A 24,235-nucleotide genomic window follows, 5' to 3' on the forward strand; every position below is an offset into this window, starting at 1 on the left:
CGCTAAACCGTCTGCTGCTCAATCGCGCGGAAGAGGATGGCGCCTGGCGTCGCGGCGAACTGCGGGTGCGCCACTCCCATCAGGGCAAAGCGGCGCTGGGCGAAATGGGCCAGTGCGGCTGCGCCGTTCGGCACTGATCGAAAAGCCCGCCGTGAGGCGGGCTTGCTGAGCGAGATCGACATTAACTGTCGCGAAAAGCCTCGAACGGGAGATTGAAGCGTTTTGCCAGTGCGGCTTTGTGCTTATCGGTCAACTGGCGATCGCCTTTCAGGATACGACTCACATATGAACGCTGGCCGATCTCCTCAGCAAAGGATGACTGATTGAGCCCGTGCTGATCCATCAGCACGCGTAGCAACGCAACGCCTCCCTGTAGATTAGCAATGCGAGTATTGAAAGCGGTGAACTCAGGCGCGTTACTTTCATATTTCGCTACTTTATCAGCCAGCATGTCGATTAAGGGACTGTTCGGCTCATGTTCAACCAGATACTCCACCAGCTCCAGTGCCTGCTTGTAATCATCTTTTGAGGGACTTGCGCCCAAGAAAGGGACGATTTTGATTAAATCGTTCGTTGCCTGGATGGCTTCTGCGATCATTCTTTGTTCTCCCGATAATGCTTCACCAGCCTGTCATACTCAGCATGTGTCACGATATGCTTGATAAAAATCCTTTTAGCGACGAAATCAGCGAAAAACATTACTCTTAAATGATTGCCGCCAACATCAATTACCCACCATTTAGCCCGATACTTCATCCGGTCAAGCGAGGGAAAAAAAGATTTCAGATCCTCTGGATCGGCAAACTCTCTGCCATTGAGCATCCTGTAAGTTGCATCCAGCGCGGCGGCACAGGCCGGGAACTTTATAGCCGCTTCGAGGAATATTTTTCTTGAGATGATGTGCATCCTGCTTTCTCGTTTTCCTTGTTGGAAACATCATAGCCTAACGTGATGATGTTTCCAACAGGTAAACAAGACGGCGTTTTGATCGGTGAGGAGGCTTACTTTCGCGCCAGCGTCATGCCGCTGCCTTTATTAAGGGTGATCTGCGCGTTGTACTCTTTCGGCAGGCGTCGCGCCTGATAGAAGACTTTTTGCCAGTAGGGATTATTCAGCTCGGAGCGCACCACGCCCTGGCTGACCGAGGCGTGGAAAAAGTGCTGGTCGGTATCATAGAAGCCGACGTGCATGCCGCCTTTAATGCGGAAAAAGACCAGGTCGCCCGGCTGCAGATCGCGCGGCGCGATGCGCTTGCCCATCTTCAGCAGTTCGGCAGTGGTGACGCGATCCATCGGCAGATTAAAGCGATCCTTCAGCGTGCGCCAGACAAAGCCGGAGCAGTCGACGCCGGAAAGTTCGGTGCCGCCCCACTGATATTGCGTGCCGTGCCAGGTATGCATTTGATCGTGCAGCGCGGCAACGACCGGAATGAGATCGCCCTGATCGCCCTGGCCCCCATCGCTGACCTGCGTCTCGTTCTGTGCGGATGGTTCAGTAGAATGGCGCGAGCAGCCGCCAAGCAGAAAAGCGGAAGCTAACACAAGCGTCAGCAGAGGTCGCAGAGTCATCATCGTGTAAGGTGAAACCCTAAGCAAGTTGGCGTGGTAGAGGACTTATAGCCTAATTACGCTTTCCGCTAAACCCGGCTGGCTTTCGCTTTACGTTAATTTACAAAAAGTGCTACCAGGGCGCGCTATTCACTGATTTTAAGGCAAATATTCACCTTAGCGCGACGCGTTGAGCGACTCGATCACGCCGGTCAAATGTTGAATCACCTGCTGAGCGGCGCGCGACAGTTGCCGTGCCGGCGCGCAGCATAATGCCAGCGTTAGCGGCCGCACGTTAGGGTCGCGCAGCGGCACAAAGCTTAGCGTCCCCCGCTCCACCTCATCCATCACGTCCAGCAGGCTCAACATGCTGATGCCGCTGCCCTGCTTAATCAGCGATTTAATCAGGCGGATGTCGTTACAGGTAATGACGTTCTCCGGCTGCAGGCTGTGCCGCTGGTAGAGCATCTCGACCCGCTCATGCACCACCAGCGGCGCGCCGGGAATGATGTGCCGCTCCGCGCTGAGCTGGCCGGTGGAGAGCGTCTCGCATAGGCTGAGCGCGTGACCGGCGGGCAGCACTACGCCAATCGGCAGCTCGGCGAAGGCCATTACGCTCAGCCCCGCCTGCGCCTGCGGATCGAGCACAAGACCGACATCCAGCTCCGCCAGCCGCACCTGCTCGCCGATCTGCGCGCTGTCGTGCACGCTGAGGTCGAGCCGCAGCCAGGGGTGCGTCTGCGCAATCTGCGACAGCGCATCGGCAATCGCCCCTTCGTTCAGCGCCTGAATCAGCCCGAGGCTGACGTGGCCGCGCCGCAGCCCCTGAATTTCATCGAAACGCTGGCGGGTGCGCTGATACTCGCGCTGCCAGCGACGCAGGTCGTCCAGCAGCAGCTCGCCGGCGCTGGTCAGGCGCATGCCGTCCGGCAGCCGTTCGAACAGCCGCATGCCCAGCTCCTCTTCCGCCTGCAAGATCTGCCGGTTAATCGCCGAGGCGGAGACGTGCAGCCGTTCCGCCGCCTTGCGCAGGCTGCCGCTGCGCGCCAGCTCGAGAAAGTAGTGAGAGAAGCGAGAAAAAGGGAGCATGGGCGACCTGTACTGTTTAACACAACACCTTAGTGAAAAAACGATGATGGATCGTTGCACTCGCCTCTGTCCACAATGTTCGTATCTTCTTGCGCTTCAGACAGGTAATCGCCATGAAACAACCATCGCCTCCCGCCCATTGCACCTTTGAACCTGACGACTGGCTGCGGCTGGCGCGCTGCTGGCATCCCGTAGCGCGTCTGTGCGACGTTGGTCCGGCGCCGATGAAAGCAGTGCTGCTTGACGAGCAGCTGGTGATCTACCGCATCAATGAGCAGATTGTTGCTGCGAAGGATGTCTGCCCGCACCGCGGCGTGCCGCTGACGCTCGGCTTTCACGACGAGCACGGCATTATCTGCCCCTACCACGGACTGCGCTTCGGCGAGGATGGCCGCTGTAACCGTATTCCCTCCAGCCCCAACCAGCCGGTGCCCGCCAAGCTCAATCTTATTAACTTTCCCGTGGAAGTGCGTTTTGGGCTGGTATGGGTCTGCCTCGCGCCGGATGCGGATAACCCTGCCGCGCTGCCGCAGATGCCGCACTGGGACGACGCCGGTTTTCAGCAGATCACCTGTCCTCCTTTCGACGTCGCCGGCTTTGCCGGACGCCAGGTCGAGGGATTTCTCGACGTCGCCCATTTCGCGTGGGTGCATAGCGAAACCTTCGCCGATCCCGGCAATCAGGAGGTGCCGCCCTACAACCCGGTCGAGACGGAATATGGTTTTGCGGTGGATTACTGGAGCTCGGTTTCCAACTTCGCGGCGGGCTCCGATCAGCAGGCGCCGGAGGGCTTTCAGTGGCTGCGCCATTTTGAGATGCATCTTCCCTTTACCGCCACGCTGACGGTGCATTTTCCCGAAGCCGCGCGCTTAGTGATTATGAACGCCGCCTCGCCGGTCTCGGCGCGCAAAACGCGGATGTTCGCGCCCATCGCGCGCAACTTCGACCTCCATATCCCGGTCGAGGAGGTGCACGCCTTTAACCATCGGGTGTTCGAGGAAGATCGGCTGATGGTGGAGACGCAGATGCCGGAGCGCCTGCCGCTCGATCTGACGCTGGAGGCGCATATTCCCGCCGACCGCAGCTCTATCGCCTACCGTCGCGGCCTGAAAAAACAGGGCTACGGCGACTTTTTCCTAGTGTAGCGAGGAGATGAGATGATGACTTTTACGGTAACTATCGATGGTTTGTCGCGTCAGGGACGCCACGCCGTCGCGCTGAGCCTGGTGCGCGACGACGGCCAGCCCCTGCCGCGCTGGGAGGCGGGCGCGCATATCGATCTGCAGCTGGGCAACGGCATGATGCGGCAATATTCGCTGACCGGCTCGCCGCTGCGCCAGGATCGCTATCTGATCTGCGTCGGGCTGGCCGCCGATTCGCGCGGCGGCTCGCGCTATATCCATCAGCAGCTGCGGCTGGGCCAGCGGCTGACTATTTCTGCGCCGCGCAACCTGTTTCCGCTGGTGGCGGCGCAGCGCGTGGTGCTTATCGCCGCCGGCATCGGCCTGACGCCGCTGCTGGCGATGGCGGCGCAGCTTGAGGCGGACGCCGTGCCCTTCTCGCTGCACTATTATGTGAAGCAGCGTCAGGATGCGGCCCTGACGCGCCAGCTGCTGCAGCCCTTCCGCCACGGCTACGGCGAGATCCTGTGCAGCGCCGAGGGCCAGAGCCCGCGTCAGCATCTGCCCGAGGCGCTGCGCGCGCCCGAAGCCGGGACGCATCTCTATCTCTGCGGGCCGCAGGGCTTTATGATGCATATGCAGCAGCAGGCGCAGGCGCTCGGCTGGCGTGCGGAGCAGCTGCATACCGAAGCCTTCAGCGCCGCCGCGCCGACGCCGAGCCACGCAGGCGACGAGAGCTTTATCGTCACGCTGGCCTCTTCAGGCGCCAGCTGGCCGGTGCCTGCGGATAAAACCATCGCTCGCGTGCTGCTGGAGAACGGCGTCGAGGTGCCGCTCTCCTGCGAAATGGGGTTGTGCGGCGCCTGTCTCACGCCGGTGGTGTCAGGGGAAGCGGATCATCGCGATACCGTGCAGACCGAAACGGAAAAGTCTGCGCCGCTTCAACAAATCGCGCTCTGCTGCTCGCGCAGCCGCAGTAAAGCGCTGGTGATCGACCTGTAGCTTCTACACTTAAAGGCATCGCCCCGAAATAAGGAGATGCCATGAGTCAACGTCTGCACAAAACCGCCTTTCCGGTCAGCAAGGCGCGTAAATATCTCGAGCCCGGTCCGGTGCTGCTGCTCAGCTCGCAGTTCGACACCCACAGCGACATTATGACGCTCGGCTGGCATACGGTGCTGGAGTTTTCGCCATCGCTGGTCGGCTGCATGATTTCCAGCATGAACCACAGTCACGCGTTGATCCGCGACAGCGGGCAGTGCGTGCTCAACGTTCCCTCGGCGGATTTAATCGATAAGGTGGTCGCTATTGGCAACAGCCACGGCGACAAGCTGGACAAGTTCGACGCGTTCGGCCTCACCGCCGAGCCGGCCAGTGTGGTGAACGCTCCGCTGATTAATGAGTGTTTCGCCAGCTTTGAGTGCCAGCTCTATGACGATTCGATGGTGGATAACTACAACCTGTTTATTTTCGAGATCGTTAAAGCCCACGTCGCCGACGAGCCGGAATTCCCGCCGACGCTGCACTACACCGGCGAAGGCCGCTTTACCATCATGGGCGACCGGGTGCTGGATCGCAGCGGTCAGTTTAAACCTGAGATGCTGATTTAGCCTGTCGTTAGCCAATCTTGCCCGGCGCGGGTTGAAAAGGCGCGCGGCCGTCCCTACTCTCTCATACTCGACCTCGACAGGAGTTAAGCATTATGGCAATCGAATACGCAGTGATCGCAGGCGGCTGTTTCTGGTGTACCGAAGCGGTTTTTAAAGATGTGATCGGCGTGGAGTCGGTTGAAAGCGGCTATACCGGCGGCGCGCGTCCTAATCCGACCTATGAGCAGGTCTGCAGCGGCGCGACCGGTCATGCAGAAGCGATTCGCATCGGATTCGATCCGGAAAAAGTGAGCTACGGCGATCTGCTGGATATCAGCTTCGCCACTCACGATCCGACGCAGCTTAACCGCCAGGGCAACGACATCGGCACGCAGTACCGCTCTGCCATCTTCCCGGCCACCCCGGAGCAGGAAGCAGAGGCGGTCGCCGCTATTGCGCGCGCGCAGCAGGATCATCAGGATCCGGTGGTCACCACCATTGAACCGCTGAAAGAGTGGTATCCCGCCGAGGCCTATCATCAGGATTACTGGGAAGGCGCGGGCCAGCGCAACGGCTACTGCATGGCGGTCATTCCGCCGAAGCTGCAGAAGCTGCGTAAAAGCTTCGCCAACCGCGTGAAAAGCTAAGCCAGCAGCGGGCTTACCGCCCGCTGCCGCGCATTAAATCAGCCCCGCCTGCGCGGGGCTTTTTTTCAGGCGGCGGAACGGGCGCGCTTCAGGCCGATCAGCGTCGGGAAGATAAACAGCGACTGCCCCAGACCGCGATTGGTCACCGACCACACCGCCACTGAGCAGAGCGAACAGAGACCGACTATCGCCACCGGATAGAGGCAGGCCCACAGAAACGAGAACCAGGCGTGCTCGAACAGGTGGTGCCGCTGAGCGAACAGGATCGCCGACATACCGAAGAACTCGATGAAGATGCGGTGGATCACGTAAATCTGCAGCGTGTTGCGCCCTATCCAGTTCATGTAGCTCATGCTGAAATGCTGATTGAGCCAGCGGCAGGCCGCCACGCTCCCCAGCACTGCGATAATGCACATAAACAGGCTCTTATCCAGGCCGAAAATAACGTGGATGCCCGCCAGCGCCGCCAGTATCGCCCAGGGCACCATATTTTCACGACGCCATTCGCTCAGGCGCAGCATCATCGGGCTCCAGAAGACGCCCAGCAGGAAGAACAGGAAATATTGCGCCACGCTCTGCGGGCCCCAGAAGGGAATAATTTTCTCTACCGCAAGGTAATTAAGCAGCACGGCGACCGCCAGCAGGGCCACTTTATGCTGACGAAATATTTTGGCGCAGAGGAAATATAAGCCAAGCCCGTAGAGATACCAGGAGGTGCTCATTGCCAGAAAGGTCAGCTTTAAAAATTCAAACAGCGATCCGGCATAGGCGGCGTTAAGGTTTTGAGAGATACGCTGGCCGGTTATTTCAGTCGAGATGCCGACAATCGACCACCACTGAATAAAGCCCCACAGAATGTAGAGATAAAAGAGATTGGTAATACGGCTGGTGAAAACCTGTTTCCAGGGACGATTAAGAATGCCGTTGGTGGCCAGCAGGCCGGAGACGAAGAAAAAAGCGGGCATACGCAGCGGCGACAGCACGGTATTAAATTGCACCCACATTTCCGCCGGGATCCAGCCTGCGGAGAGATACTTCAGCGTGCCTTCAAAGCCCGGCAGCACGGTGTGATACAGCACCACCAGCAATATGCAGGCCCCCTTAAGGGTATTGACCCACGTTATTTCATCTGACTTAGCGTTGTTCATGATTTGACTCCTGCTGTGTAGGTCAGAAATTGAAGAGGAAAAGAGAAAAAACGACATGATACTTTTAGGATTATCTGGCGATTATTCGCCATTCCCCTGCCGCTGACTCTAGCGAAAGTCTTAAAAGTATTAAGCTGGCCCTGAATTAACAATGCTTTACTCGTTTCGCCTTTTCTTTACATTTCTTTTGCGCAGGGCTTTTTTAGTTAGCTGTTAACGACTAAGCAGGAAAAAGGCGTCAAACCGGCAATGGTTATTTACGCAGGTAAATAGGAGTAAACCTGAAGCGTTAAAACCAGAAGATGATCGATGCGCGCGAAAATATTTAAATATTTTGCCCCAAATTGTTTAAGCATAAATAATTAATTGTGATAGGGCGAATAAGAGAATAATTTGCGGGCGTGGCGCGCACGCAGCAGAAAAATGGAATACGCCTCCGGAGAGGCGTATTTATTACTGATTGAGGAATTTGTCGAGGAACTGCCGGGTGCGCGCCTGCTGCGGATTGCTGAACAGCGCTTTCGCCGCGCCCTGCTCCACAATGCGGCCCTGATCCATAAAAATCGCCCGGTCTGCGACGTCGCGGGCAAAGCTCATCTCATGGGTAACGATGACCATGGTGCGCTTCTCCTGAGCCAGCGCGCGAATGGTGTTGAGCACCTCGCCCACCAGCTCGGGATCGAGCGCCGACGTCGGCTCGTCGAACAGGATCACCTGCGGACGCATCGCCAGCGCGCGGGCAATCGCGACCCGCTGCTGCTGACCGCCGGAGAGCCGACGCGGGAAACTGCTCTCTCTGCCCTGCAGCCCCACTTTCTCCAGCAGCGCACGCGCACGCGCTTCAGCTTCCCCTTTCGGTTCGCCTTTGACGATCACCGGTCCTTCAATAATGTTTTCCAGCACCGAGCGGTGGGGAAACAGATTGAAGTTCTGGAACACGAAGCCGACCTGCTGGCGTAGCTGACGCACCTGCTCTTTCTGCTTTGTCTGCGCCAGCCGGGCGTCGATAGCGATCTCCCCTACCTTGATGGTGCCGCTGTCCGGCGTTTCCAGCAGGTTGATGCAGCGCAGCAGCGTGGTTTTACCCGAGCCGCTGGGGCCGATAATCGCCACCACTTCGCCGGAAGCCACCTCAAGGTCAATGCCGTGCAGTACCGTCTGGCCGTTGAAGGTTTTCACCAGCTTGCTGATTTCGATGGCGCTCATTTCGCCTCCTCATCCTGACGATTAACCCGTTTTTCCAGCCGGTTTTGCAGCGCCGAGAGCAGGGTCGCCATGACCCAGTAGATCAGCGACGCCGCCAGGTACATGGTGAAAACCTCCAGCGTGCGCGAGGTAATCAGCTGCGCCTGACGGAACAGCTCCGGCACCTGAATGGTTGCCGCCAGCGAGGTATCTTTCACCAGGCTGATAAAGCTGTTGCCGAGCGGCGGCAGCGCCGTGCGCGCCGCCTGAGGCAAAATGACGCGGCGCAGCGTCTGCCAGCGGGTCATGCCGATACTCGCCGCCGCTTCCCACTGGCCGCGCTCAATGGCCGCAATCGCGCCGCGCAGCGACTCCGACGCGTAAGCAGCGGTATTCAGCGACAGGCCAATCATGGCGGAGGGAATGGGATCGAGCTCGATACCGAACTGCGGCAGGCCGTAGTAAATCATAAACAGCTGCGCAATCAGCGGCGTGCCGCGAAACACCGACACGTAAAAGCGCGAGAGCAGGCTAACGGGCCAGAAACGCGACAGCCGCATCAGCGCCAGCACAAAGCCCAGCACCAGCCCGAAAAACATGCCGCCGATACTGAGCTGCAGCGTAAAGAGCGCGCCTTTTAATAAAAAAGGTGCTGAATCCAGCACCAGTTGAAGACTTTCCTGCATTACTTAGTCACATCCGCGCCGAACCATTTTTCAGAGAGTTTGGTCAGCGAACCATCTTTCTGCATGCCGGCGATCGCCTGATTGACGGCGTTAAGCAGATCGTCGTTGCCTTTGCGCAGCGCGACGCCTGACTCGAGACGTGAGAACGGCGCGCCGGCTACTGCCATGGTGTTGCCGGTTTTCTTCACCAGATCCAGCGCGGCGAGACGATCCACCAGGATCGCATCAAGACGGCCAGAGCGCAGATCCTGATATTTAGTCGGGTCGTCATCATAGGTACGGATATCGACGCCTTTAACGTTGTCGCGCAGCCACTGCTCATAGTTTGAGCCCAGGCCGACGCCGACTTTCTTACCTGCCAGATCTTCCGGCTTGCTGATGGTGCCCGCTTTCGCCTTCATCGTCAGCGCCTGCACGCCAGAGATGGTGTACGGCGTAGAGAAATCATACTTCTTCTTGCGCTCGTCGGAGATGGTCACCTGATTGATCACCACGTCGATGCGTTTTGAGTCCAGCGACGCCAGCATGCCGTCCCATTTGGTCGGCTGCAGTTTGGCCTTCACGCCCAGATGCTGCGCCAGCTGCTGCGCGAACTCCACTTCGAATCCGGTCAGCTTGCCGCTCTCATCCTGAAAGCTGAACGGCGGATAGGTGCCTTCCAGGCCGACGCGCAGTTCGCCCTTGTCTTTGACCTGCGCCAGCAGGTTTTCCGCAGCGTGCGTCTTCAGGTTAACGCCGGCAATCAGCGCCGCCGCCATCACGCCCATCGCCAGATGGCGACCAACACGAGAAAAAATCATATCTACCCCATTTATTAGTATGTGATGTGTGTGTTGTCAGGCCGCGCCTGCGCGCCGCCCGGTACTGCCGTAATAACCCGCGAAGTATAAACGTTTTTTTTCCAACTGCTCAGACCGAAGGATGATAAGCAAATAACGCTGGCGCACCGCCAGTGTGGACGAACAGCAGCGGCCCTTCGCGGCGGAAACGGTTCTGGCTGATGCCGTCGAGCAGTCCCGCCATCGCTTTGCCAGTGTAAACCGGATCGAGCAGGATCCCTTCCAGCCGCGCCAGCAGCTTCACCGCCTCCATTCCCTCCTGGTTCGGCTCGCCGTAGCGCGGGCCGAAATAATCGTCCCACAGGGTCACAGGAGCCGTGCTGGTCAACTCCAGTCTGGCGATCAGCTGCTGCCGCAGGCTATCCACCAGCGGCAGTTGCTGCTCCGCATGGCGCGAGACGGTGACGCCGATCACCTCTGTTTCCGGCAGCAGCTGCTCAAGGCCGACCGCCAGTCCGGCGTGGGTGCCGGCGCTACCGGATGCGACCACTACCGCGGCGAAGTCGACTACGCCTTCGCTCTGGTGCGCAATCTCCTGCGCGCAGTCGATATAGCCCAGCGCACCGAGCCAGTTCGAGCCGCCAACCGGCACGACATAGGGCCGAAAGCCCTGCGCCTCAAGGCGTTCCGCCTGCGCCGCCAGCTGCGCCGCCGGATTGTCCAGCGCGTCCACCAGCACGATTTCGCAGTCGAACAGATCCAGCAGCAGCCGGTTGCCGTTGCTGAGGTAGTTTTCCGCCTGGGTGGCAATCGGGTTTTCCAGCAGCGCGACGCACTTCAGGCCGAGCTTCGCGGCGACGGCGGCGGTCTGACGCACGTGGTTAGACTGAATGGCGCCCGCCGTCAGCAAGACGTCTGCGCCTTCGCGTAGCGCATCCGCCGCCAGAAACTCCAGCTTGCGCAGTTTGTTGCCGCCCAGGGCAATGGGCGTGACATCGTCACGTTTAATAAAGATATCGCGGCCGACGTAGTCAGAGAGGCGTGGCAGGTGCTCCAGCGGCGTGGGCGCGCCGAGCAGCTCCAGACGCGGATAGTGATGAACAAGTTGTAAAGACAATGCGGCCTCCAGGGCAGTCACGGTAATCTTTACAGTGTTGCAGAAGTTGCGCGAAGGATCATCCGGCATCGCGCGTAAAAGCGGCGGTTGAATAGCCTGATGTAAAATCGCTCGTTCTCAGACGCAGGCCGAGCGCGTCTTAGCGCCCTGCATAGCCATCCGCCGCCTGCTGAGCGCGCGGCGGCGGATGGCTTAACGCGCTGCTGGCGTTATCTGACTCGCTTCCGCCTGAGCGAAGAGATTCAGAATGCCAGCGCTTCGGCAGCTAGCTGCGCTGCCACCCCAAAAACTGGTCATATTTGCGCAGCGCGATGCGGTAGTTATTATTTCCCGCATCGGGCAGATCGTTCTCCAGGCACGCATGCCAGCTGTTGCCGCTTAAACGGTCAGCCGGGAAATTTTTGGCCTTAAGCATATCGTCCAGACGACGCAGCCGTACCACATATTCGCGGATAGTGCTGTGGCTCATTTCCGTCTGCTCAAACAGATACTGCTTGAATGCCATAATGTCGAAGTAATTAGGATGCGTATTGCAAAAAATATCACTACAGAAACGGCACAGCGCGGTCAGTTCTGGCTGTAATTTCAGCCACAGCTGCTCATCAATCATTTGGTCCATGCGCGCAATGGCCTCTTTATTGATGATCTGACCGCGAAAGACCAACGCCATGCGGTCCAGTACTTTGCCACAGTGTGAACAGTGGCTCTGGCTATGTTTGTAGTCTTTAAGATAACGGCTTAAAGGTCTGGCCTTGGATTTGGCTCCCATTGCTGAGTCCCCGGTTTTATTATTTTTAGATCGCCAGGAACTGAGGCCGTCAGCGCGCTCCCGTAAGTCGGGCACGCAGGCGTTTGATCGCCTGACTGTGCAGTTGGCTGACGCGTGATTCTCCCACGTCGAGTACCGCTCCAATCTCTTTCAGGTTCAGTTCTTCCTGGTAGTACAGTGTCAGCACCATTTTTTCGCGATCGGGTAAGGCTTCGATCGCTTCAATGACGCGTTCACGCAGATTCCCTTCAAGCAGCTGATGCAGCGGGTTGGCCTCTTCATGCCCCTCCGTGACCAGCTCCGCGCTGTCGCCGTGTTCTTCCCGATACTCGTCGTAGGAGAAGAGCTGGCTGTTGTTGGTATCCAGCAGGATCTGCCGGTACTCTTCCATCGAAACATTCAGCCGGTCGGCTACCTCCTGCTCGGTGGCGGCCCGCCCCATCGTCTGCTCAACCTGGTGCATCGCGCCCGCCACTTCGCGCGCATTGCGTCGCACGCTGCGCGGCGCCCAGTCCCGGCTGCGAAGCTCATCCAGCATTGCGCCTCGGATGCGCTGCACGGCGTAGGTGGTGAATGCCGTTCCCTGCAGCGCGTCGTAACGCTCTACAGCGTTCAGCAAGCCAATACCACCGGCCTGCAGCAGATCGTCAAGCTCAACGCTGGCTGGCAGACGAACCTGCAGACGCAACGCTTCATGGCGCACCAGCGGCACGTAGCGCTGCCAGAGCGAATGTTTATCCATCACGCCTTCGGCGGTATAGAAATCGTTCACGTTGACTACCCTGCGTTAATGAAGTTATCGGCAGGATTATCCAATTCTGTAGGGGGATCGATTGGCTGAATAGGCGGGCAAAAGCGAGGTTATTTCATTTTTGTTATGTCAGAGAGCGGATCGCTCCGCTCTCATCACGCCGCTTAATCTGACGCGCGCAGCCGCTGCCGCGTGGCGGGCGGTACCGCGTCCCATAAAGCGCACACCTGGCCTTCAAGGGCCTGGTAACAGGGGCTTATGCTTTGCCCGACTTCTGCGTCGGGATGAAAGCGTATCTGGCCCGATTCACCATCGATGCTTATCAGTTTGTTAAGAAACAGACGCTGCAGATCGCTGCGCAAAAACAGTCCGTTATCAACGCTGTTATCCGCCAGGCCGCCTTCGCTGTTTTCCCGCGTATCGATATGACAGGCCTCAACCCAGGGCCAGACAGGACGATCGGTCAGGCGCGTGCCGGTGATGACGCAGCCGCCGTAGCGCGCTTTTACGGCCGTCAAAAACGCCGCCTGGCTGGCGCGCTGCAACAGGCTCTCCTTAACCCGCCGTCCCACCTCCATGCCCGGCATCACCGCCGTGGGCGCCTTATGCTGCGGCGTGCTCAGCACCACGATGAACTGGACAGGACGCGAGAGCGGAAAACAGGGGCGCGCCTGGGGATCGAAAAGCTGCCAGTAAGCCTCGTTCTCATCCTCGCGCATCAGCGCCAGCTGATAGCCGCGGCTGGCGAGCAGGTTCTGCGCGGCGGCGGAATGGGGATCGATCATGGCGTAGACGCGGCTTTCGCCCATCACCTGCCAGAGGTTGTCGCGAGGCGTCTCGCCGCTGCGGCGAAAATAGGCAAAGGGCTGCTGCGACTTCAGATAGTGCTCGAACCGGCGCAGATAGTTTTTGCGCTCGTTGTCGTCGGAGATAAACAGCAGATCCTCCAGCGGGCTGTTGCTCTCTTCGCCAGCGAACACCGCGCGAATACGCAAGGCGCGATAGCTGGTGGACGGGCTTAACAACCCGCGTACGGTCAGCGCCTTTTCGTCGGGATGCTGGCGCGCATAACGCAGCGCGATCTCGTCGAAGGTGAGCTGCTCGCCAGGTAACAAGTCGTAATTGAAGCGCATAGACACTCCAGAAAATATTCAAACCAGATGCGTGTGTTGTTCTGTAGGGAGTTATCGGCAGGCGCGCGGGGATCTGTAACGCAACAGGCAACGTTCAGGCGTCAGGAGAGAGGAGCGGCGAAGGTCAGGCGTACTGTTCCAGGCGAACCAGTACGCCCGCCTCACTTAGCGCAGCAGATGAAGCAGCGAGAGATCGTCGTTAACTTTGCTTTTTTCAATTTCATGCATAAAAGCTTTATCGGAAATCCGATCGTGTTTCGTCACGGAGTGATAGCTGTAAATAATATTAATAACGTCGTTTTCACTGATCGTCCCCACCAGCTCCAGGCTGGCTGAGAGTAGCGATCTCAGCAGGAACCACTCCGCCGTTAACAGATAGAGATTTGCGAGTGCGCTCAGCCCGCTGTGGGAAGGGAAGCCGTCGTGATACATCCGGTACTGCAGATAATTGCCCATAATATGCGGGCGCTCTGCCAGCCAGGGTTTCAGCTTATCCTGCCAGACGGCCGCCAGACGCTTCATCGATACCGTGACGTCATTGTCCTCAGCAAGATCGCTCTGGATGTAAATCAGCTTATTGACATAGTGGATAAGCGTCGCCGACCCGCGAATTGCCTTGTGGCTGCCCAGGTAAGCCTGTAGACGCAACAGCAATGCCCACTGCAGCTGGTAGTCAGGCTTGATGCTGTCGATATTCGCTGCCATTTCTCCCTGTTCGATCAGATTCAGAACCGAGAAAAAGTACTCTTCAAGCCGGGTATAGTTATCCGCACTGTCGCCTGTTTTTTCGGCAAAAAGAAACAGCATCGCAATGCCGTAAAGCCCCTGCTCGATGTTGGCGCCGCTGGCCAGCAGCAGATTGCTGCACATCAGGTTGATGAATCGCGACGCCTGATCGACTTCCGGCGCGTTCAGCGCTGAAATACGCAACGCTTTCTTTTCATTAAGCAGCATGGCCTCAGGGCTGGCCAGCAGCCCTTTTACCGCTTCCGGGCAGGAGAGCGTCAGGCTGTTCCTGATCTCATACCTGGTTTTTTTCTGCGAGCGTGGATAGCTGGAACAGGTGGGGCTCAGCGCCTTTTCACCCATTTTTTTATGGATGTTGCAGAGACTGTTCTCATCAAGGAAAACGCAATTGCCGCTACTGTTTAGCTTGATAGTGCCCCAGTTATCAAAACTTTTTTTGGTTTTGATAATATTTTCTTCCGCAAGCTGGCGCACCGCAATGTCACCGCTCTTCAAATAGCGGCTGACCGTGGGCTTATCTAAATAGATATCCCAGCCTTTACAGCAGTGGTCCAGGCACGCGCTGCCGGCACACTTAAATTCGCTGAAAAACAGCGGTTCAACTACCGAAATCTCTTTCATGATCTTACCTGCTGATGGCGTTAAAACGGCAAAAACACAATGACAGCGACCAGCCTATCAACAGGTAAGCCACCGCAATGCCGATAACACAGAGGCTTTCCTGGCTTTTTCTCAGGCATAAAAAAACCCCGCCGAAGCGGGGTTTTCAGGTATTTCACCAGAGGGCGATTAGCCCTGCAGCAGAGACAGAACCTGCTGCGGAACCTGGTTAGCTTTCGCCAACACGGAGTTACCCGCCTGCTGGATGATCTGCGCTTTAGACATGTTTGAAACTTCGGTCGCGTAGTCAGCATCCTGAATACGAGACTGTGCTTCAGACAGGTTAGTGGTGGTGTTGTTCAGGTTAGTTACCGCTGAATCCAGACGGTTCTGAATCGCACCCAGTGAAGAACGGAATTTGTCTACGCTGGCGATCGCGCTGTCGATTTTTGCCAGCGGGTCAGAGGTTGCGCCGGTTGAGAAATCAGACAGGTTGATGTTTTTGGTGTCGATAGTGAACGCTGCGGTATCGCCGCCTGCAGTGGTGGTCGCCGTCTGCGGATCTACAGCAACATAGAAGTCCTGGCTTGCACCGTTAGCGATGTCGAAACCGTTCGCTTTCAGGTTGTTGGTTTCTGCCGCAGAAGTAGACTTGATGGTTACTTTAGCGAACATGTTGCCGTTGTCGTCTTTATAGACGCTGGTGCCGTCAACTTTCGCGCCGCCAGCAGCCAGGCCCAGACGGGTTGACAGGTCGTCAGCTGCGCCTGATTCCGCTACGGTTGCTTTAGAGACGTTACTGGTGGTGCCGTAGACTTTCTGGAAGTCAGCAGCAGCGGCAGCAGTCGGCGTGCCCTGCGGACCGGTCACGTTCAGGGTGTCCAGTTTCAGCGTAGAAGAGTCGATTTTTTTCAGGTCGATGTCGATGGTTTCGCCATCGTTCGCGCCAACCTGGATAGACATTTTGCCGTCTTTAGCCAGTACGTTCACGCCGTTGAACTGAGTCTGACCAGATACGCGGTCGATTTCGCTCAGGCGAGATTTGATTTCGTCCTGGATTGACGCTTTGTCAGAGTCAGAGTTGGTGCCGTTCTGCGCCTGAACAGTCAGTTCACGGATACGCTGCAGGTTGTTGTTGATTTCTGACAGCGCGCCTTCAGTAGTCTGCGCAGCAGAGATACCGTCGTTGGCGTTACGTGCAGCCTGAGTCAGGCCTTTGATGTTGGACTGGAAACGGTTGGCAATCGCCTGACCAGCAGCGTCATCTTTCGCGCTGTTGATACGAAGACCAGAAGACAGACGCTCGATAGAAGTAGACAGAGCGGACTGGTTCTTGTTGATGTTGTTCTGAGTGATCAGCGAGAGGCTGTTGGTATTAATGACTTGGGCCATGATAAATATTCCTGTTAATCAAGTCTTTCGGTTAAGGTGTGGGCTTCAACCCGCCGGCTTCAGCGCCGTCAAAGTTGTTATCGTCTGCCCTTAAACAACCTTTAGAATTTTTTTAGTACCAGGTGAAAATTTTTTCCTTCAACCTGTCACGCTTATCTTTATCGCCCTCGCCCGCCACTTCTTTAGAAGAAAATCACTTCCTATCTAGCCGTTGAAATACCCTTCTCTATATACGCTATTCGCTTTATCGCGCAGTGATGAATAACTTTAAACTTTCCTTATTCGCAGCCGATAACCCCGGTATTCACTCTCCGTGTCGACATGATAAGGAAACAAACATGGCAAGTATCACTAACCTGGGTGTCGGTTCAGGCCTTAACTTAAGCGATATCTTAGACAGTATGCAGACGGCGGAAAAAGCCGCGCTGACTCCGATTTCTAAACAGCAGTCCTCCTATACCGCTAAACTGAGCGCCTACGCGACGCTGAAAAGCGCGCTGACCACCTTTCAGACGGCGAACACCACACTGAATAACGCCAGCCTGTTTAGCGCCACGACCGCGACCAGCAGCTCAAGCGCCTTTAGCGCTACCACCTCCGGCAGTTCCGTCGCGGCAGGCAAGTACACCATTAGCGTGACGCAGCTGGCCCAGGCGCAAACCCTGACCTCAGCGGCACAGAGCAGCAACACCGCCGCGCTGGGCGACAGCTCGGCCAGCAGCCGCACGCTGAGCATCGCGCTGGCGGACGGCTCCAGCAAAGACATTACGCTGACCAGCGCGCAGACCTCGCTGACCGGCATGCGCGACGCCATCAACGGCGCCAGCGCGGGCGTTACCGCCAGCATTATCAAGGTTGGAGATGGCAGCTACCGCCTTTCCGTCAGCGCGAATGAGAGCGGTTCAGGCAAAGCCGTCAGCTCGATTAAGGTGACCGGCGACGATACGCTTGCGGGCATCGTCGGCTACGACGCCAGCGCCACCAGTAACGGGATGACCGAAAGCGTCAAGGCGCAGAATGCGAAGCTGACGGTCAATAACGTCGCCATCGAGAGCAGCAGCAACACCATCAGCGACGCGCTGGAAGGCATTACGCTGAATCTCAGCGACGTCACCAGCGGCAACCAGACGCTGACGATCGCCTCCGATACCACCAAAGCCAACGCCGCTATCACCGGCTGGGTCTCCGCCTACAACACCCTGCAGGACACCTTTTCCAGCCTGACCAAATATACCGCGGTGGATGTGGGCACTGATTCGCAGGACAGCAGCAACGGCGCGCTGTTGGGCGACAGCACCTTGCGTACCATCCAGAACCAGCTGAAGAGCCTGCTGACCAATGCCGCCAGCTCCTCGACGTTCAAAACCATGGCGCAGATCGGCGTGACCTCCAACCCGACCACCGGGCAGTTGGAAGTCGACTCTGACAAGCTGAGCAAGAGCCTGAAAAACAATATGTCGGACGTGAAAGAGATGATTATCGGCGACGGCAAAACCACTGGCATCGCCACCACCGTCTCCAGCAACCTGACCAGCTGGCTCTCCAGCACCGGCATCGTGCAGTCCGCCACCGACGGCGTCAGCAAGACGCTTAACGCCCTGACCGTCCAGTACAACTCAGTCAACGATCGTATCAACGACACGATTACGCGTCTGAAAGCCCAGTTTACGCAGCTCGACGTGGTGATGAGTTCGCTTAACCAGACCAGCAGCTATCTGACGCAGCAGTTCGACACCTCGAACTCCAGCTCCAAAAGCTGATTTTTATAAGGAGTGATCATGTACACCGCAAACGGCATTCAGGCCTATGCAAAAATCGGCGTCGAAAGCGCCGTCATGAGCGCGAATCCGCATCAGCTGGTCAATATGCTGTTCGACGGCGCGCTGAGCGCGCTGGTGCGCGCCCGCCTGTTTATGCAGGACGGCAACATTGAGGGAAAAGGTCTTTCCCTTTCGAAGGCCATTAACATTATTGAAAACGGGCTTAAGCAGGGTCTCGCAGAAGAGAGCGGCGACGAGCTCACCACCAACTTGATTTCGCTTTACGCCTACATGGTGCGGCGACTCCTGCAGGCGAACTTACGCAACGACGTGGAGGCCATTGTCGAGGTCGAAGCGCTTCTGCGCAATATCGCTGACGCATGGAAAGAAATCGCCCAGCCTCAACCTCTGATTCAGGACGCCGTTTAATGATACTAGCACCGCAACTGATTACCATTTACCAGCAGTTACTCGATCTCAGCCAGCAAATGCTGCGTTTTGCGGCCGAGGGCGAATGGGATGATTTGATCAAAAAGGAAGTTGATTACGTCAGCGCGGTGCAACGGCTGGCGCGATCGACCGAAGCCGCCTCGCCTTCCGTGCAGGCGCAGGAGCAGCTGCGTCCGGTACTGCGCCATATTCTTGATAACGAAGGTGAAGTGAAGCGCCTGCTGCAGGAACGCATGAACGAGCTTTCCACCCTGGTTAACCAGAACACCCGTCAGAAATCGGTGCTCAGCGCCTACGGCAAACAGGGCAGCGTGATGGTGCCGATGGAAAACCAGTCCCTCTCCTGATTCTGAAACGCACCGCGAAGAACAAAAGATTTGTTCTGCCGGTGCGTCTTTTTTTCGCCGTGCTCCATACTTGCTTTTCCTTCCCGCTGGAGCGCAGCAGATGCACAACCCGACGTTATTGCAATTTTTTCACTGGTATTACCCGGATGGCGGCCAGCTCTGGCCTGAAGTTGCTGAAAAAGCGGCTTGGCTGAGCGAGATCGGCATAACGATGACCTGGCTTCCGCCTGCCTATAAAGGCGAAGCAGGCGGCTATTCCGTGGGATATGACAGCTACGATCTCTTCGACCTGGGCGAATTCGATCAAAAAGGCAGCGTCGCCACCAAATATGGCGACAAGCAACAGCTGCAGGCGGCTGTGGAGGCATTGCGCGCCCACAACCTCGGCGTGCTGCTGGATGTGGTAGTGAACCATAAGATGGGCGCCGACAAAAAAGAGCGCGTGCGCGTTAACCGTGTTAACCCCGACAACCGCGACGAAATCAGCGACGAGGTCATCGAATGCGAAGCCTGGACGCGCTTTAACTTTCCAACGCGCGCGGGCGAATATTCCAGATTCGTCTGGGACTACAAATGCTTTAGCGGCGTCGACCATATCGAAAACCCGGATGAAAATGGCGTCTTCAAGATCGTTAACGACTACACTGCCGACGGCTGGAACGATCAGGTCGACAGCGAGCTGGGCAATTTTGACTATCTGATGGGCGCCAATATCGACTTCCGCAACAACGCCGTGCGCGAAGAGCTGAAATACTGGGCGCGCTGGGTCAGGGAACAGCTGCCCTGCACCGGATTCCGCCTTGATGCGGTCAAGCATATTCCCGCCTGGTTCTACAAAGAGTGGATCGATCACGTTCAGGAGGTCGCCGAAGAGCCGATGTTTATCGTCGCCGAGTACTGGTCGTTCGAGACCGATAAGCTGCTGGAGTATATCCAGCAGGTCGAAGGCAAAACTCTGCTGTTCGACGCGCCGCTGCATATGAATTTTCATCAGGCTTCCACTCAGGGCAGCGACTACGATCTCAGCCAGATCTTCGCCAATTCGTTGGTGCAGGCCGATCCCTGGCATGCGGTCACCATCGTCGCCAACCACGACACGCAGCCGCTGCAGTCGCTGGAGGCACCGGTCGAAGCCTGGTTCAAGCCGCTCGCCTACGCGCTGATCCTGCTGCGCGAGCAAGGGGTGCCGACGGTGTTTTATCCCGACCTGTTCGGTGCCAGCTACGAAGATGAAGGCGGCGACGGCGAAACCCACCGCGTCGAAATGCCCGTCATTCCGGAGCTGGAAGCGCTGATCCGCGCTCGCCAGGCTTACGGCTGGGGCGCGCAAACGGACTATTTCGATCATCCTAACTGCGTAGCGTTCAGCCGCAGCGGCACCGCTGAGCAGCCGGGCTGCATCGTCATTATGTCGAACGGCGAAGAAGGCGAGAAAAGCGTGGCGATGGGCGACGGCTTTGCCGGTAAAGCGTGGCGCGACTATTTAGGTCATCGCGACGAAATCCTCACCGCTGATGAACAGGGCACGGTTGTGGTGCGCTGCAACGGCGGCAGCGTCAGCGTCTGGGTGCTGGCGGAGTAACATGACGCGCCTTATGCCATCGCAGCTGACGGAATAAGGCGCGGCGAGATTATTGCTTGTTTTCGTTCGCCTGAGTGATGGCGGACTTCATGATTTCCGGTTCGATATTCTGGATAACGGCCGCGTTCGGCTGTTTCGCCACTTCATCCAGCGCCTGCTGGCACTCTACCGTCGGTCGCTCGACCTTACGCAGCGTCAGTCCGTCATAGCGCAGCTCGCCGCCATTCAGTTCTAAAGGCATGACGCGCGACTGGCGATTGACGTTAACGTAATCGCCGCTGAGCAGCGTCAGCTTGCCTGGCTTGGCGATGACGCGCATCCACTGGCGGCAGTCAAGCGTACTGCCGTCCGCATTAACGATCAGACTGCCCAGCGCGCGATCGCTGCGCAACCCGCTCTGCGGGCCGACCGTTTGCCAGGTGCCCTGCAGGCTGGCGGGCGCCGGCGTCTGCACCGCATCCTGATAGCTGTTGATTTGCGCACAGCCGGCCAGCGCCAGCGCGGCCGTCGTCAGCATCCACTTTTTCATCATTAATCCCTGAGATCGCTTCAATGGCGGCTAAGTTATAATTTTTCGCCTGCTTTCCGCAAGCTATCTACGCCCTGCTTCGCCTCGCGCGGCCACTTTTTTTGCGCTGCCCTCCCGTTTAACGGCGTCCTGACAAGGGCTGGAGGGTGAGTTACACTGGCGCGCTGCACCGCAATTAATCTTTCAGGAAACTTTATGAAAACGCCAGAAGCCTACTACGCGCAGGCGCGCGAGATGTTTTTTACCGCTCATGCCGATTTTCAGGCCGCGCTCGATGAACTGACGGAGAGCGACGCGCGCCATGCCAATATGTCGCTGCGCCAGCTGCGCGAATGGCATGCGGAACGTATTTACGCCGCTTTCCTGCGCCAGAAAAATCTCGACGGCATGATCTTCTCTATCCAGCTTGCCGAGCCGGATAAAGCGGTGGCCGCCGAAGCCATTGAAAATTATCTTAAATCGCATGCTGAATCGCTGGGAATGACCTGGGAAGAGTTCTGCATCAAAAACGAGCTTTAAGCGGCCGATCGCGGCAACACCTCCAACCAGTAAAATAAATCAGGATTAAATTGTACAAGAAGATAAAACTTGTATAACTTTACTGGACGACTTCGGTCGTGATTGTCCTTGAACGAATGGTGCGCTTGCACCGCCTCTGGAGGTGTTGCTGGATTTCCACCTCCAGAGGTTTGATTTTTTTCTCGCTCTCTTCGCCTTCTTGCTCCCCTTTGATCTTCCCGCTTTTGTTATCTGAGACGAATTTGCGTATTACGCCGAAAAAAAAGCGCTCAATGCGCCTGAGAGGCTTGTCACTGGTTGGATTTACAGTATGATGTGCCAGCGAATTTCTTCCCTGTATGGAATACCAGTATGTTTGTGGAATTGATTTACGATAAGCGTAACGTAGCCGGCCTGCCGGGCGCGCGCGAGATGATTTTACGGGAGCTGGAAAAGCGCGTTCAGCGCGTCTTCCCGGAGATTGAGGTGCGCGTAAAGCCGATGGAGCGCAACGCCATCGAAACCGATTTGAGCAAGAACGATAAGGCTACGGTGGCGCGCATTGTCGAAGAGATGTTTGACGAGGCGGAAATGTGGCTGGTGGCCGACTAAGCGCCGACCACCGACTGAGCAGGATTACTTCTCCTGCTCGCTGTGGTTGATAGCGATTTCGATATCCTGAATCGCGGCGTCTAAATCATCCAGCAGCGTGCCCTGTTTGTTTAGCAGCGCATCGATACGTCCGGCAAACTCGGGATCTTTATATTCGCCGGCATCGAACGCGAGCCAGTGGCTGGAGAGCGTTTCGGTATTGGTTTGCGCATAGTGGCGCATCTCTTTCAGCTGCGAGGTCACATCGCGCAGGTAGTCAGTTTTGCTTTTCGTTTCCACTGAATCACTCATGCTGTTTTTCCTTTTGCTGTTTTAACCAATAAATATCTCGCGTGAATGATTAAAGGTAGTGGAATATAACGAAGCCGCCTTAAGAATATTCGGAAGTGGCGCCTGACCCTCTCGTTCTCTGGCTTCTACGCCTTCTCTTCTTTAGCCCAGCGTTTACGCTACACCGCCAGAAGCGCCCTCTTCATCAAAAAACAGGGGACGCGTTGTCCCCTTTTAGTGCCTTATGCGCTCAGTCATTAGAGATATTTACGCGCCAGTTCAAACAGCTCCTTACGGGCCGCCGTACCCAGGTGCTCAATCCCTTGCTGTACGAAATCAAAAGCGGCGCCGAAATCTTTTACCCCTGCGCTGAAGTCGCTCTGCTCCTCATTCCCGGCGGGCTGAGCGGACGATGGCGCCGCACTACCGGAATCGGCTACGGGCGCCGTTTCCTGAACAGCAGCGTTAACAGCCTGCGCGCTGGCCTGCTGGGCAGCGGCATCCGCCACGGGTGTCTGCGCCTGGGGTTGCGCATCGGCGGCAGCGCCTGCCGCAGTGCCCTGATCGGCGGGTTGAGCGGCCGCGTCCGAGGGCGCGCTCTGCTCTGCGGGCTGGGGCGCTGCTGCATCAGGCGTCGCGGACTGATCCACAGGCTGTACGGCAGTAGCATCGGGCGTTGCAGCCTGATCCACAGACTGAGCGGCGACAGCGTCGGGCGCAACGGCCTGATCCGCAGGCTGTGAGGCTGAAGCGTCCGGCGCAGCGGCCTGATCCACAGGCTGTGCGGCGGCAGCGTCGGGCACAGCTGCCTGATCAGCAGGCTGTGCGGCGGCAGCGTCGGGCACAGCGGCCTGATCCGCAGCCTGTGAGACTGAAGCGTCCGGCGCAGCGCTCTGCTCTGCCGACGGCGACGGCGTGTGCTGCGCCGTCGCATCAGGCGCAACGTGGGTTTCGCCCGGCGTCTCTTCAGAGGTGGCTGGCGCCACCGTTGAGGGAGAAGATAAACGCTGCAGTTGCGGATCGGTCGGCACATTGGCATCCGCTATGGCAAACTGCGGCAGCTCGGCATCGCTTGCTGGCGTGGTTGAGTTAATGATGCTGGTATCGGTCATGGCAGACTCCTTAGTGATAATGAACGATCGGAGGGCGTGAAAGCCTTCACCAATCAGGTTAAAAATTCGCATTAGACTCTCCTGTTAAGGCTTCGTAGCATTTTCATCCTGTATGACGACCCGCTTCACCTTGTCGACCGTCTGATCGGGCAGCGTATCCAGCTTGTTCTGAAGCACGGACACCTGCTTCGACAGCTCATCCACCTTGGCTTCACGTCGCGCGGCGGACTCGCGTGCTTCGCGCCGAATATCCTCGACGCGCTGATTGGCCGTGCTGCTGACATATAAAAACAGGATGGTCATCACAATGCATATCAACGACATGCCCAGCATCAGCACGCCGAGCAAAACTTTGCGCTTGTGGGTCGTCGGTCTTATTTCACTGTGTATCTCTGCCATCGCTATGCTCCTCCAGGGTGGAAATTAGCCTGTCGATTTCATTACGAAACTTGCTGTTTTGATCGGCGTCAGTCATGACCACCAGAATGCCGAGCGCGTTTTTAATTAAGCGCAGATCGGTCTCCAGGGTAGATATTCGCCGTAGATTGGCATCATGACGTATACGTAAATCGTCGTTCTCCTGACGGAGCAGCGCATTGCTCTCCTTCAGCAGTAAGACCTGCTCCTTGTAGCTGGTAATGATTTCTCCACCGGCACGATTGCTGGTGACAATAGAAGCAATGCCTGCAATAAGCGGCTTCCAGAAAAGCGCGGCCGCTCCGCCCCCAAGAACTAACGCGCCAACACTGGTTATCAGACTACTTTCCATGCCTCA

The 24,235-nt window shown here is 57.2% G+C and carries 30 protein-coding genes; 10 read left to right on the forward strand and 20 right to left on the reverse strand.

Annotated features, from left to right (window positions below):
• Window positions 1-2 precede the first annotated feature (2 nt).
• The 5 genes from JS46_RS24745 to JS46_RS08815 form a co-directional block, all read right to left on the reverse strand.
• Window positions 3-134: a hypothetical protein gene (locus JS46_RS24745; protein WP_255351573.1), complete on the reverse strand. Its 132-nt coding sequence runs from the start codon at window positions 132-134 to the stop codon at window positions 3-5.
• 47 nt (window positions 135-181) lie between these two features.
• Window positions 182-598 (reverse strand): type II toxin-antitoxin system HigA family antitoxin, encoded by a 417-nt coding sequence (locus JS46_RS08800; protein WP_033749755.1) that lies wholly within the window; start codon window positions 596-598, stop codon window positions 182-184.
• Entirely contained in the window at window positions 595-906 is a 312-nt protein-coding gene (locus tag JS46_RS08805; protein WP_033749757.1) for a type II toxin-antitoxin system HigB family toxin, read from the reverse strand. Before JS46_RS08805 ends, JS46_RS08800 begins: the two co-directional genes overlap by 4 nt.
• Window positions 907-1,001: 95 nt before the next feature.
• Entirely contained in the window at window positions 1,002-1,562 is a 561-nt protein-coding gene (locus JS46_RS08810) for an NlpC/P60 family protein (protein WP_033750705.1), read from the reverse strand.
• Between the two features lie 162 nt (window positions 1,563-1,724).
• Complete coding sequence (locus tag JS46_RS08815; protein WP_033749758.1) at window positions 1,725-2,636, reverse strand: LysR family transcriptional regulator; 912 nt, start codon at window positions 2,634-2,636, stop codon at window positions 1,725-1,727.
• 113 nt (window positions 2,637-2,749) lie between these two features.
• Here JS46_RS08815 and hpxD point away from each other — a divergent pair, with 113 nt between their 5' ends.
• From hpxD to msrA, 4 genes are all read left to right on the forward strand, one after another.
• Window positions 2,750-3,781 (forward strand): molybdenum cofactor-independent xanthine hydroxylase subunit HpxD, encoded by a 1,032-nt coding sequence (gene hpxD / locus JS46_RS08820; protein WP_033749760.1) that lies wholly within the window; start codon window positions 2,750-2,752, stop codon window positions 3,779-3,781.
• 12 nt (window positions 3,782-3,793) lie between these two features.
• Window positions 3,794-4,759, forward strand: coding sequence for a PDR/VanB family oxidoreductase (locus JS46_RS08825; protein WP_033749762.1), 966 nt, complete (start codon window positions 3,794-3,796; stop codon window positions 4,757-4,759).
• Window positions 4,760-4,800: 41 nt separating this feature from the next.
• Entirely contained in the window at window positions 4,801-5,367 is a 567-nt protein-coding gene (locus tag JS46_RS08830; protein ID WP_033749763.1) for a flavin reductase family protein, read from the forward strand.
• A gap of 92 nt (window positions 5,368-5,459) precedes the next feature.
• On the forward strand, window positions 5,460-5,993 hold the full coding sequence (gene msrA, locus JS46_RS08835) for a peptide-methionine (S)-S-oxide reductase MsrA (RefSeq protein ID WP_033749765.1): 534 nt from the start codon (window positions 5,460-5,462) through the stop codon (window positions 5,991-5,993).
• A 65-nt stretch (window positions 5,994-6,058) separates the two neighbouring features.
• On the opposite strand, the gene JS46_RS08840 is transcribed toward msrA, so the two are convergent.
• The 10 genes from JS46_RS08840 to JS46_RS08885 all read right to left on the reverse strand — a co-directional run bounded on the left by JS46_RS08840 (window position 6,059) and on the right by JS46_RS08885 (window position 16,300).
• On the reverse strand, window positions 6,059-7,141 hold the full coding sequence (locus JS46_RS08840; RefSeq protein WP_033749767.1) for an acyltransferase family protein: 1,083 nt from the start codon (window positions 7,139-7,141) through the stop codon (window positions 6,059-6,061).
• Window positions 7,142-7,594: 453 nt separating this feature from the next.
• Window positions 7,595-8,347, reverse strand: a complete 753-nt coding sequence (tcyN, locus tag JS46_RS08845) for an L-cystine ABC transporter ATP-binding protein TcyN (protein ID WP_033749768.1) — start codon at window positions 8,345-8,347, stop codon at window positions 7,595-7,597.
• Window positions 8,344-9,012 (reverse strand): cystine ABC transporter permease, encoded by a 669-nt coding sequence (gene tcyL / locus JS46_RS08850; protein WP_033749769.1) that lies wholly within the window; start codon window positions 9,010-9,012, stop codon window positions 8,344-8,346. Before tcyL ends, tcyN begins: the two co-directional genes overlap by 4 nt.
• On the reverse strand, window positions 9,012-9,812 hold the full coding sequence (tcyJ, locus tag JS46_RS08855; protein ID WP_033749771.1) for a cystine ABC transporter substrate-binding protein: 801 nt from the start codon (window positions 9,810-9,812) through the stop codon (window positions 9,012-9,014). The genes tcyL and tcyJ overlap by 1 nt, the downstream gene beginning before the upstream one ends.
• Window positions 9,813-9,921: 109 nt before the next feature.
• On the reverse strand, window positions 9,922-10,908 hold the full coding sequence (locus JS46_RS08860) for a D-cysteine desulfhydrase (RefSeq protein ID WP_033750706.1): 987 nt from the start codon (window positions 10,906-10,908) through the stop codon (window positions 9,922-9,924).
• 265 nt (window positions 10,909-11,173) lie between these two features.
• Window positions 11,174-11,677 (reverse strand): flagella biosynthesis regulatory protein FliZ, encoded by a 504-nt coding sequence (gene fliZ / locus JS46_RS08865; RefSeq protein WP_033749773.1) that lies wholly within the window; start codon window positions 11,675-11,677, stop codon window positions 11,174-11,176.
• A 49-nt stretch (window positions 11,678-11,726) separates the two neighbouring features.
• Entirely contained in the window at window positions 11,727-12,449 is a 723-nt protein-coding gene (locus JS46_RS08870; RefSeq protein ID WP_033749775.1) for an RNA polymerase sigma factor FliA, read from the reverse strand.
• A 143-nt stretch (window positions 12,450-12,592) separates the two neighbouring features.
• Window positions 12,593-13,561: an HNH endonuclease signature motif containing protein gene (locus tag JS46_RS08875; RefSeq protein WP_033749777.1), complete on the reverse strand. Its 969-nt coding sequence runs from the start codon at window positions 13,559-13,561 to the stop codon at window positions 12,593-12,595.
• 165 nt (window positions 13,562-13,726) lie between these two features.
• Window positions 13,727-14,929 carry a flagellin lysine-N-methylase gene (gene fliB, locus JS46_RS08880; RefSeq protein ID WP_033749778.1) on the reverse strand — a complete coding sequence of 401 codons (1,203 nt, stop codon included), beginning with the start codon at window positions 14,927-14,929 and terminating at the stop codon, window positions 13,727-13,729.
• Window positions 14,930-15,097: 168 nt separating this feature from the next.
• Window positions 15,098-16,300 carry a FliC/FljB family flagellin gene (locus JS46_RS08885; protein ID WP_033749781.1) on the reverse strand — a complete coding sequence of 401 codons (1,203 nt, stop codon included), beginning with the start codon at window positions 16,298-16,300 and terminating at the stop codon, window positions 15,098-15,100.
• Between the two features lie 338 nt (window positions 16,301-16,638).
• On the opposite strand from JS46_RS08885, the gene fliD reads away from it, so the two are divergent.
• The 4 genes from fliD to amyA all read left to right on the forward strand — a co-directional run bounded on the left by fliD (window position 16,639) and on the right by amyA (window position 20,439).
• Entirely contained in the window at window positions 16,639-18,060 is a 1,422-nt protein-coding gene (gene fliD / locus JS46_RS08890; RefSeq protein WP_033749782.1) for a flagellar filament capping protein FliD, read from the forward strand.
• Window positions 18,061-18,078: 18 nt separating this feature from the next.
• Window positions 18,079-18,489: a flagellar export chaperone FliS gene (gene fliS, locus JS46_RS08895; protein WP_033749785.1), complete on the forward strand. Its 411-nt coding sequence runs from the start codon at window positions 18,079-18,081 to the stop codon at window positions 18,487-18,489.
• Window positions 18,489-18,857, forward strand: a complete 369-nt coding sequence (gene fliT / locus JS46_RS08900) for a flagella biosynthesis regulatory protein FliT (RefSeq protein ID WP_033749786.1) — start codon at window positions 18,489-18,491, stop codon at window positions 18,855-18,857. Before fliS ends, fliT begins: the two co-directional genes overlap by 1 nt.
• Before the next feature lie 100 nt (window positions 18,858-18,957).
• Window positions 18,958-20,439, forward strand: coding sequence for an alpha-amylase (gene amyA / locus JS46_RS08905; protein ID WP_033749788.1), 1,482 nt, complete (start codon window positions 18,958-18,960; stop codon window positions 20,437-20,439).
• A 49-nt stretch (window positions 20,440-20,488) separates the two neighbouring features.
• On the opposite strand, the gene yedD is transcribed toward amyA, so the two are convergent.
• Entirely contained in the window at window positions 20,489-20,968 is a 480-nt protein-coding gene (gene yedD / locus JS46_RS08910; protein WP_033749790.1) for a lipoprotein YedD, read from the reverse strand.
• Window positions 20,969-21,163: 195 nt separating this feature from the next.
• Between yedD and JS46_RS08915 the strand changes: the two genes are divergently transcribed.
• On the forward strand, window positions 21,164-21,487 hold the full coding sequence (locus JS46_RS08915) for a DUF6388 family protein (RefSeq protein ID WP_033749791.1): 324 nt from the start codon (window positions 21,164-21,166) through the stop codon (window positions 21,485-21,487).
• Window positions 21,488-21,838: 351 nt separating this feature from the next.
• Window positions 21,839-22,078 carry a DinI-like family protein gene (locus tag JS46_RS08920; protein ID WP_033749793.1) on the forward strand — a complete coding sequence of 80 codons (240 nt, stop codon included), beginning with the start codon at window positions 21,839-21,841 and terminating at the stop codon, window positions 22,076-22,078.
• A 24-nt stretch (window positions 22,079-22,102) separates the two neighbouring features.
• Here the strand turns inward: JS46_RS08920 and JS46_RS08925 are convergent, their stop codons facing one another.
• From JS46_RS08925 to JS46_RS08940, 4 genes are all read right to left on the reverse strand, one after another.
• Window positions 22,103-22,369 (reverse strand): hypothetical protein, encoded by a 267-nt coding sequence (locus JS46_RS08925; protein WP_033749795.1) that lies wholly within the window; start codon window positions 22,367-22,369, stop codon window positions 22,103-22,105.
• Between the two features lie 236 nt (window positions 22,370-22,605).
• Window positions 22,606-23,460 (reverse strand): hypothetical protein, encoded by an 855-nt coding sequence (locus JS46_RS08930; protein WP_152560686.1) that lies wholly within the window; start codon window positions 23,458-23,460, stop codon window positions 22,606-22,608.
• Window positions 23,461-23,544: 84 nt separating this feature from the next.
• A complete protein-coding gene (locus JS46_RS08935) occupies window positions 23,545-23,859 on the reverse strand; it encodes a hypothetical protein (RefSeq protein WP_033749799.1) in 315 nt (104 codons plus the stop codon).
• A complete protein-coding gene (locus JS46_RS08940) occupies window positions 23,840-24,229 on the reverse strand; it encodes a hypothetical protein (RefSeq protein WP_033749800.1) in 390 nt (129 codons plus the stop codon). The genes JS46_RS08935 and JS46_RS08940 overlap by 20 nt, the downstream gene beginning before the upstream one ends.
• Window positions 24,230-24,235: the final 6 nt, after the last annotated feature.

Source organism: Pantoea sp. NGS-ED-1003 (assembly GCF_000738765.1).
In the GTDB taxonomy this organism is placed as follows: domain Bacteria; phylum Pseudomonadota; class Gammaproteobacteria; order Enterobacterales; family Enterobacteriaceae; genus Pantoea; species Pantoea septica.

Bases quoted from the DNA above. Each gene is read 5' to 3' on its own strand.
- JS46_RS08800 (WP_033749755.1), bottom strand. From the start codon at position 598: ATGATCGCAGAAGCCATCCAGGCAACGAACGATTTAATCAAAATCGTC.
- JS46_RS08805 (WP_033749757.1), bottom strand. From the start codon at position 906: ATGCACATCATCTCAAGAAAAATATTCCTCGAAGCGGCTATAAAGTTC.
- JS46_RS08815 (WP_033749758.1), bottom strand. From the start codon at position 2,636: ATGCTCCCTTTTTCTCGCTTCTCTCACTACTTTCTCGAGCTGGCGCGC.
- hpxD (WP_033749760.1), top strand. From the start codon at position 2,750: ATGAAACAACCATCGCCTCCCGCCCATTGCACCTTTGAACCTGACGAC.
- JS46_RS08825 (WP_033749762.1), top strand. From the start codon at position 3,794: ATGATGACTTTTACGGTAACTATCGATGGTTTGTCGCGTCAGGGACGC.
- JS46_RS08830 (WP_033749763.1), top strand. From the start codon at position 4,801: ATGAGTCAACGTCTGCACAAAACCGCCTTTCCGGTCAGCAAGGCGCGT.
- msrA (WP_033749765.1), top strand. From the start codon at position 5,460: ATGGCAATCGAATACGCAGTGATCGCAGGCGGCTGTTTCTGGTGTACC.
- JS46_RS08840 (WP_033749767.1), bottom strand. From the start codon at position 7,141: ATGAACAACGCTAAGTCAGATGAAATAACGTGGGTCAATACCCTTAAG.
- tcyN (WP_033749768.1), bottom strand. From the start codon at position 8,347: ATGAGCGCCATCGAAATCAGCAAGCTGGTGAAAACCTTCAACGGCCAG.
- tcyL (WP_033749769.1), bottom strand. From the start codon at position 9,012: ATGCAGGAAAGTCTTCAACTGGTGCTGGATTCAGCACCTTTTTTATTA.
- tcyJ (WP_033749771.1), bottom strand. From the start codon at position 9,812: ATGATTTTTTCTCGTGTTGGTCGCCATCTGGCGATGGGCGTGATGGCG.
- fliZ (WP_033749773.1), bottom strand. From the start codon at position 11,677: ATGGGAGCCAAATCCAAGGCCAGACCTTTAAGCCGTTATCTTAAAGAC.
- JS46_RS08875 (WP_033749777.1), bottom strand. From the start codon at position 13,561: ATGCGCTTCAATTACGACTTGTTACCTGGCGAGCAGCTCACCTTCGAC.
- fliB (WP_033749778.1), bottom strand. From the start codon at position 14,929: ATGAAAGAGATTTCGGTAGTTGAACCGCTGTTTTTCAGCGAATTTAAG.
- JS46_RS08885 (WP_033749781.1), bottom strand. From the start codon at position 16,300: ATGGCCCAAGTCATTAATACCAACAGCCTCTCGCTGATCACTCAGAAC.
- fliD (WP_033749782.1), top strand. From the start codon at position 16,639: ATGGCAAGTATCACTAACCTGGGTGTCGGTTCAGGCCTTAACTTAAGC.
- fliS (WP_033749785.1), top strand. From the start codon at position 18,079: ATGTACACCGCAAACGGCATTCAGGCCTATGCAAAAATCGGCGTCGAA.
- fliT (WP_033749786.1), top strand. From the start codon at position 18,489: ATGATACTAGCACCGCAACTGATTACCATTTACCAGCAGTTACTCGAT.
- amyA (WP_033749788.1), top strand. From the start codon at position 18,958: ATGCACAACCCGACGTTATTGCAATTTTTTCACTGGTATTACCCGGAT.
- yedD (WP_033749790.1), bottom strand. From the start codon at position 20,968: ATGAAAAAGTGGATGCTGACGACGGCCGCGCTGGCGCTGGCCGGCTGT.
- JS46_RS08915 (WP_033749791.1), top strand. From the start codon at position 21,164: ATGAAAACGCCAGAAGCCTACTACGCGCAGGCGCGCGAGATGTTTTTT.
- JS46_RS08920 (WP_033749793.1), top strand. From the start codon at position 21,839: ATGTTTGTGGAATTGATTTACGATAAGCGTAACGTAGCCGGCCTGCCG.
- JS46_RS08925 (WP_033749795.1), bottom strand. From the start codon at position 22,369: ATGAGTGATTCAGTGGAAACGAAAAGCAAAACTGACTACCTGCGCGAT.
- JS46_RS08930 (WP_152560686.1), bottom strand. From the start codon at position 23,460: ATGACCGATACCAGCATCATTAACTCAACCACGCCAGCAAGCGATGCC.
- JS46_RS08935 (WP_033749799.1), bottom strand. From the start codon at position 23,859: ATGGCAGAGATACACAGTGAAATAAGACCGACGACCCACAAGCGCAAA.
- JS46_RS08940 (WP_033749800.1), bottom strand. From the start codon at position 24,229: ATGGAAAGTAGTCTGATAACCAGTGTTGGCGCGTTAGTTCTTGGGGGC.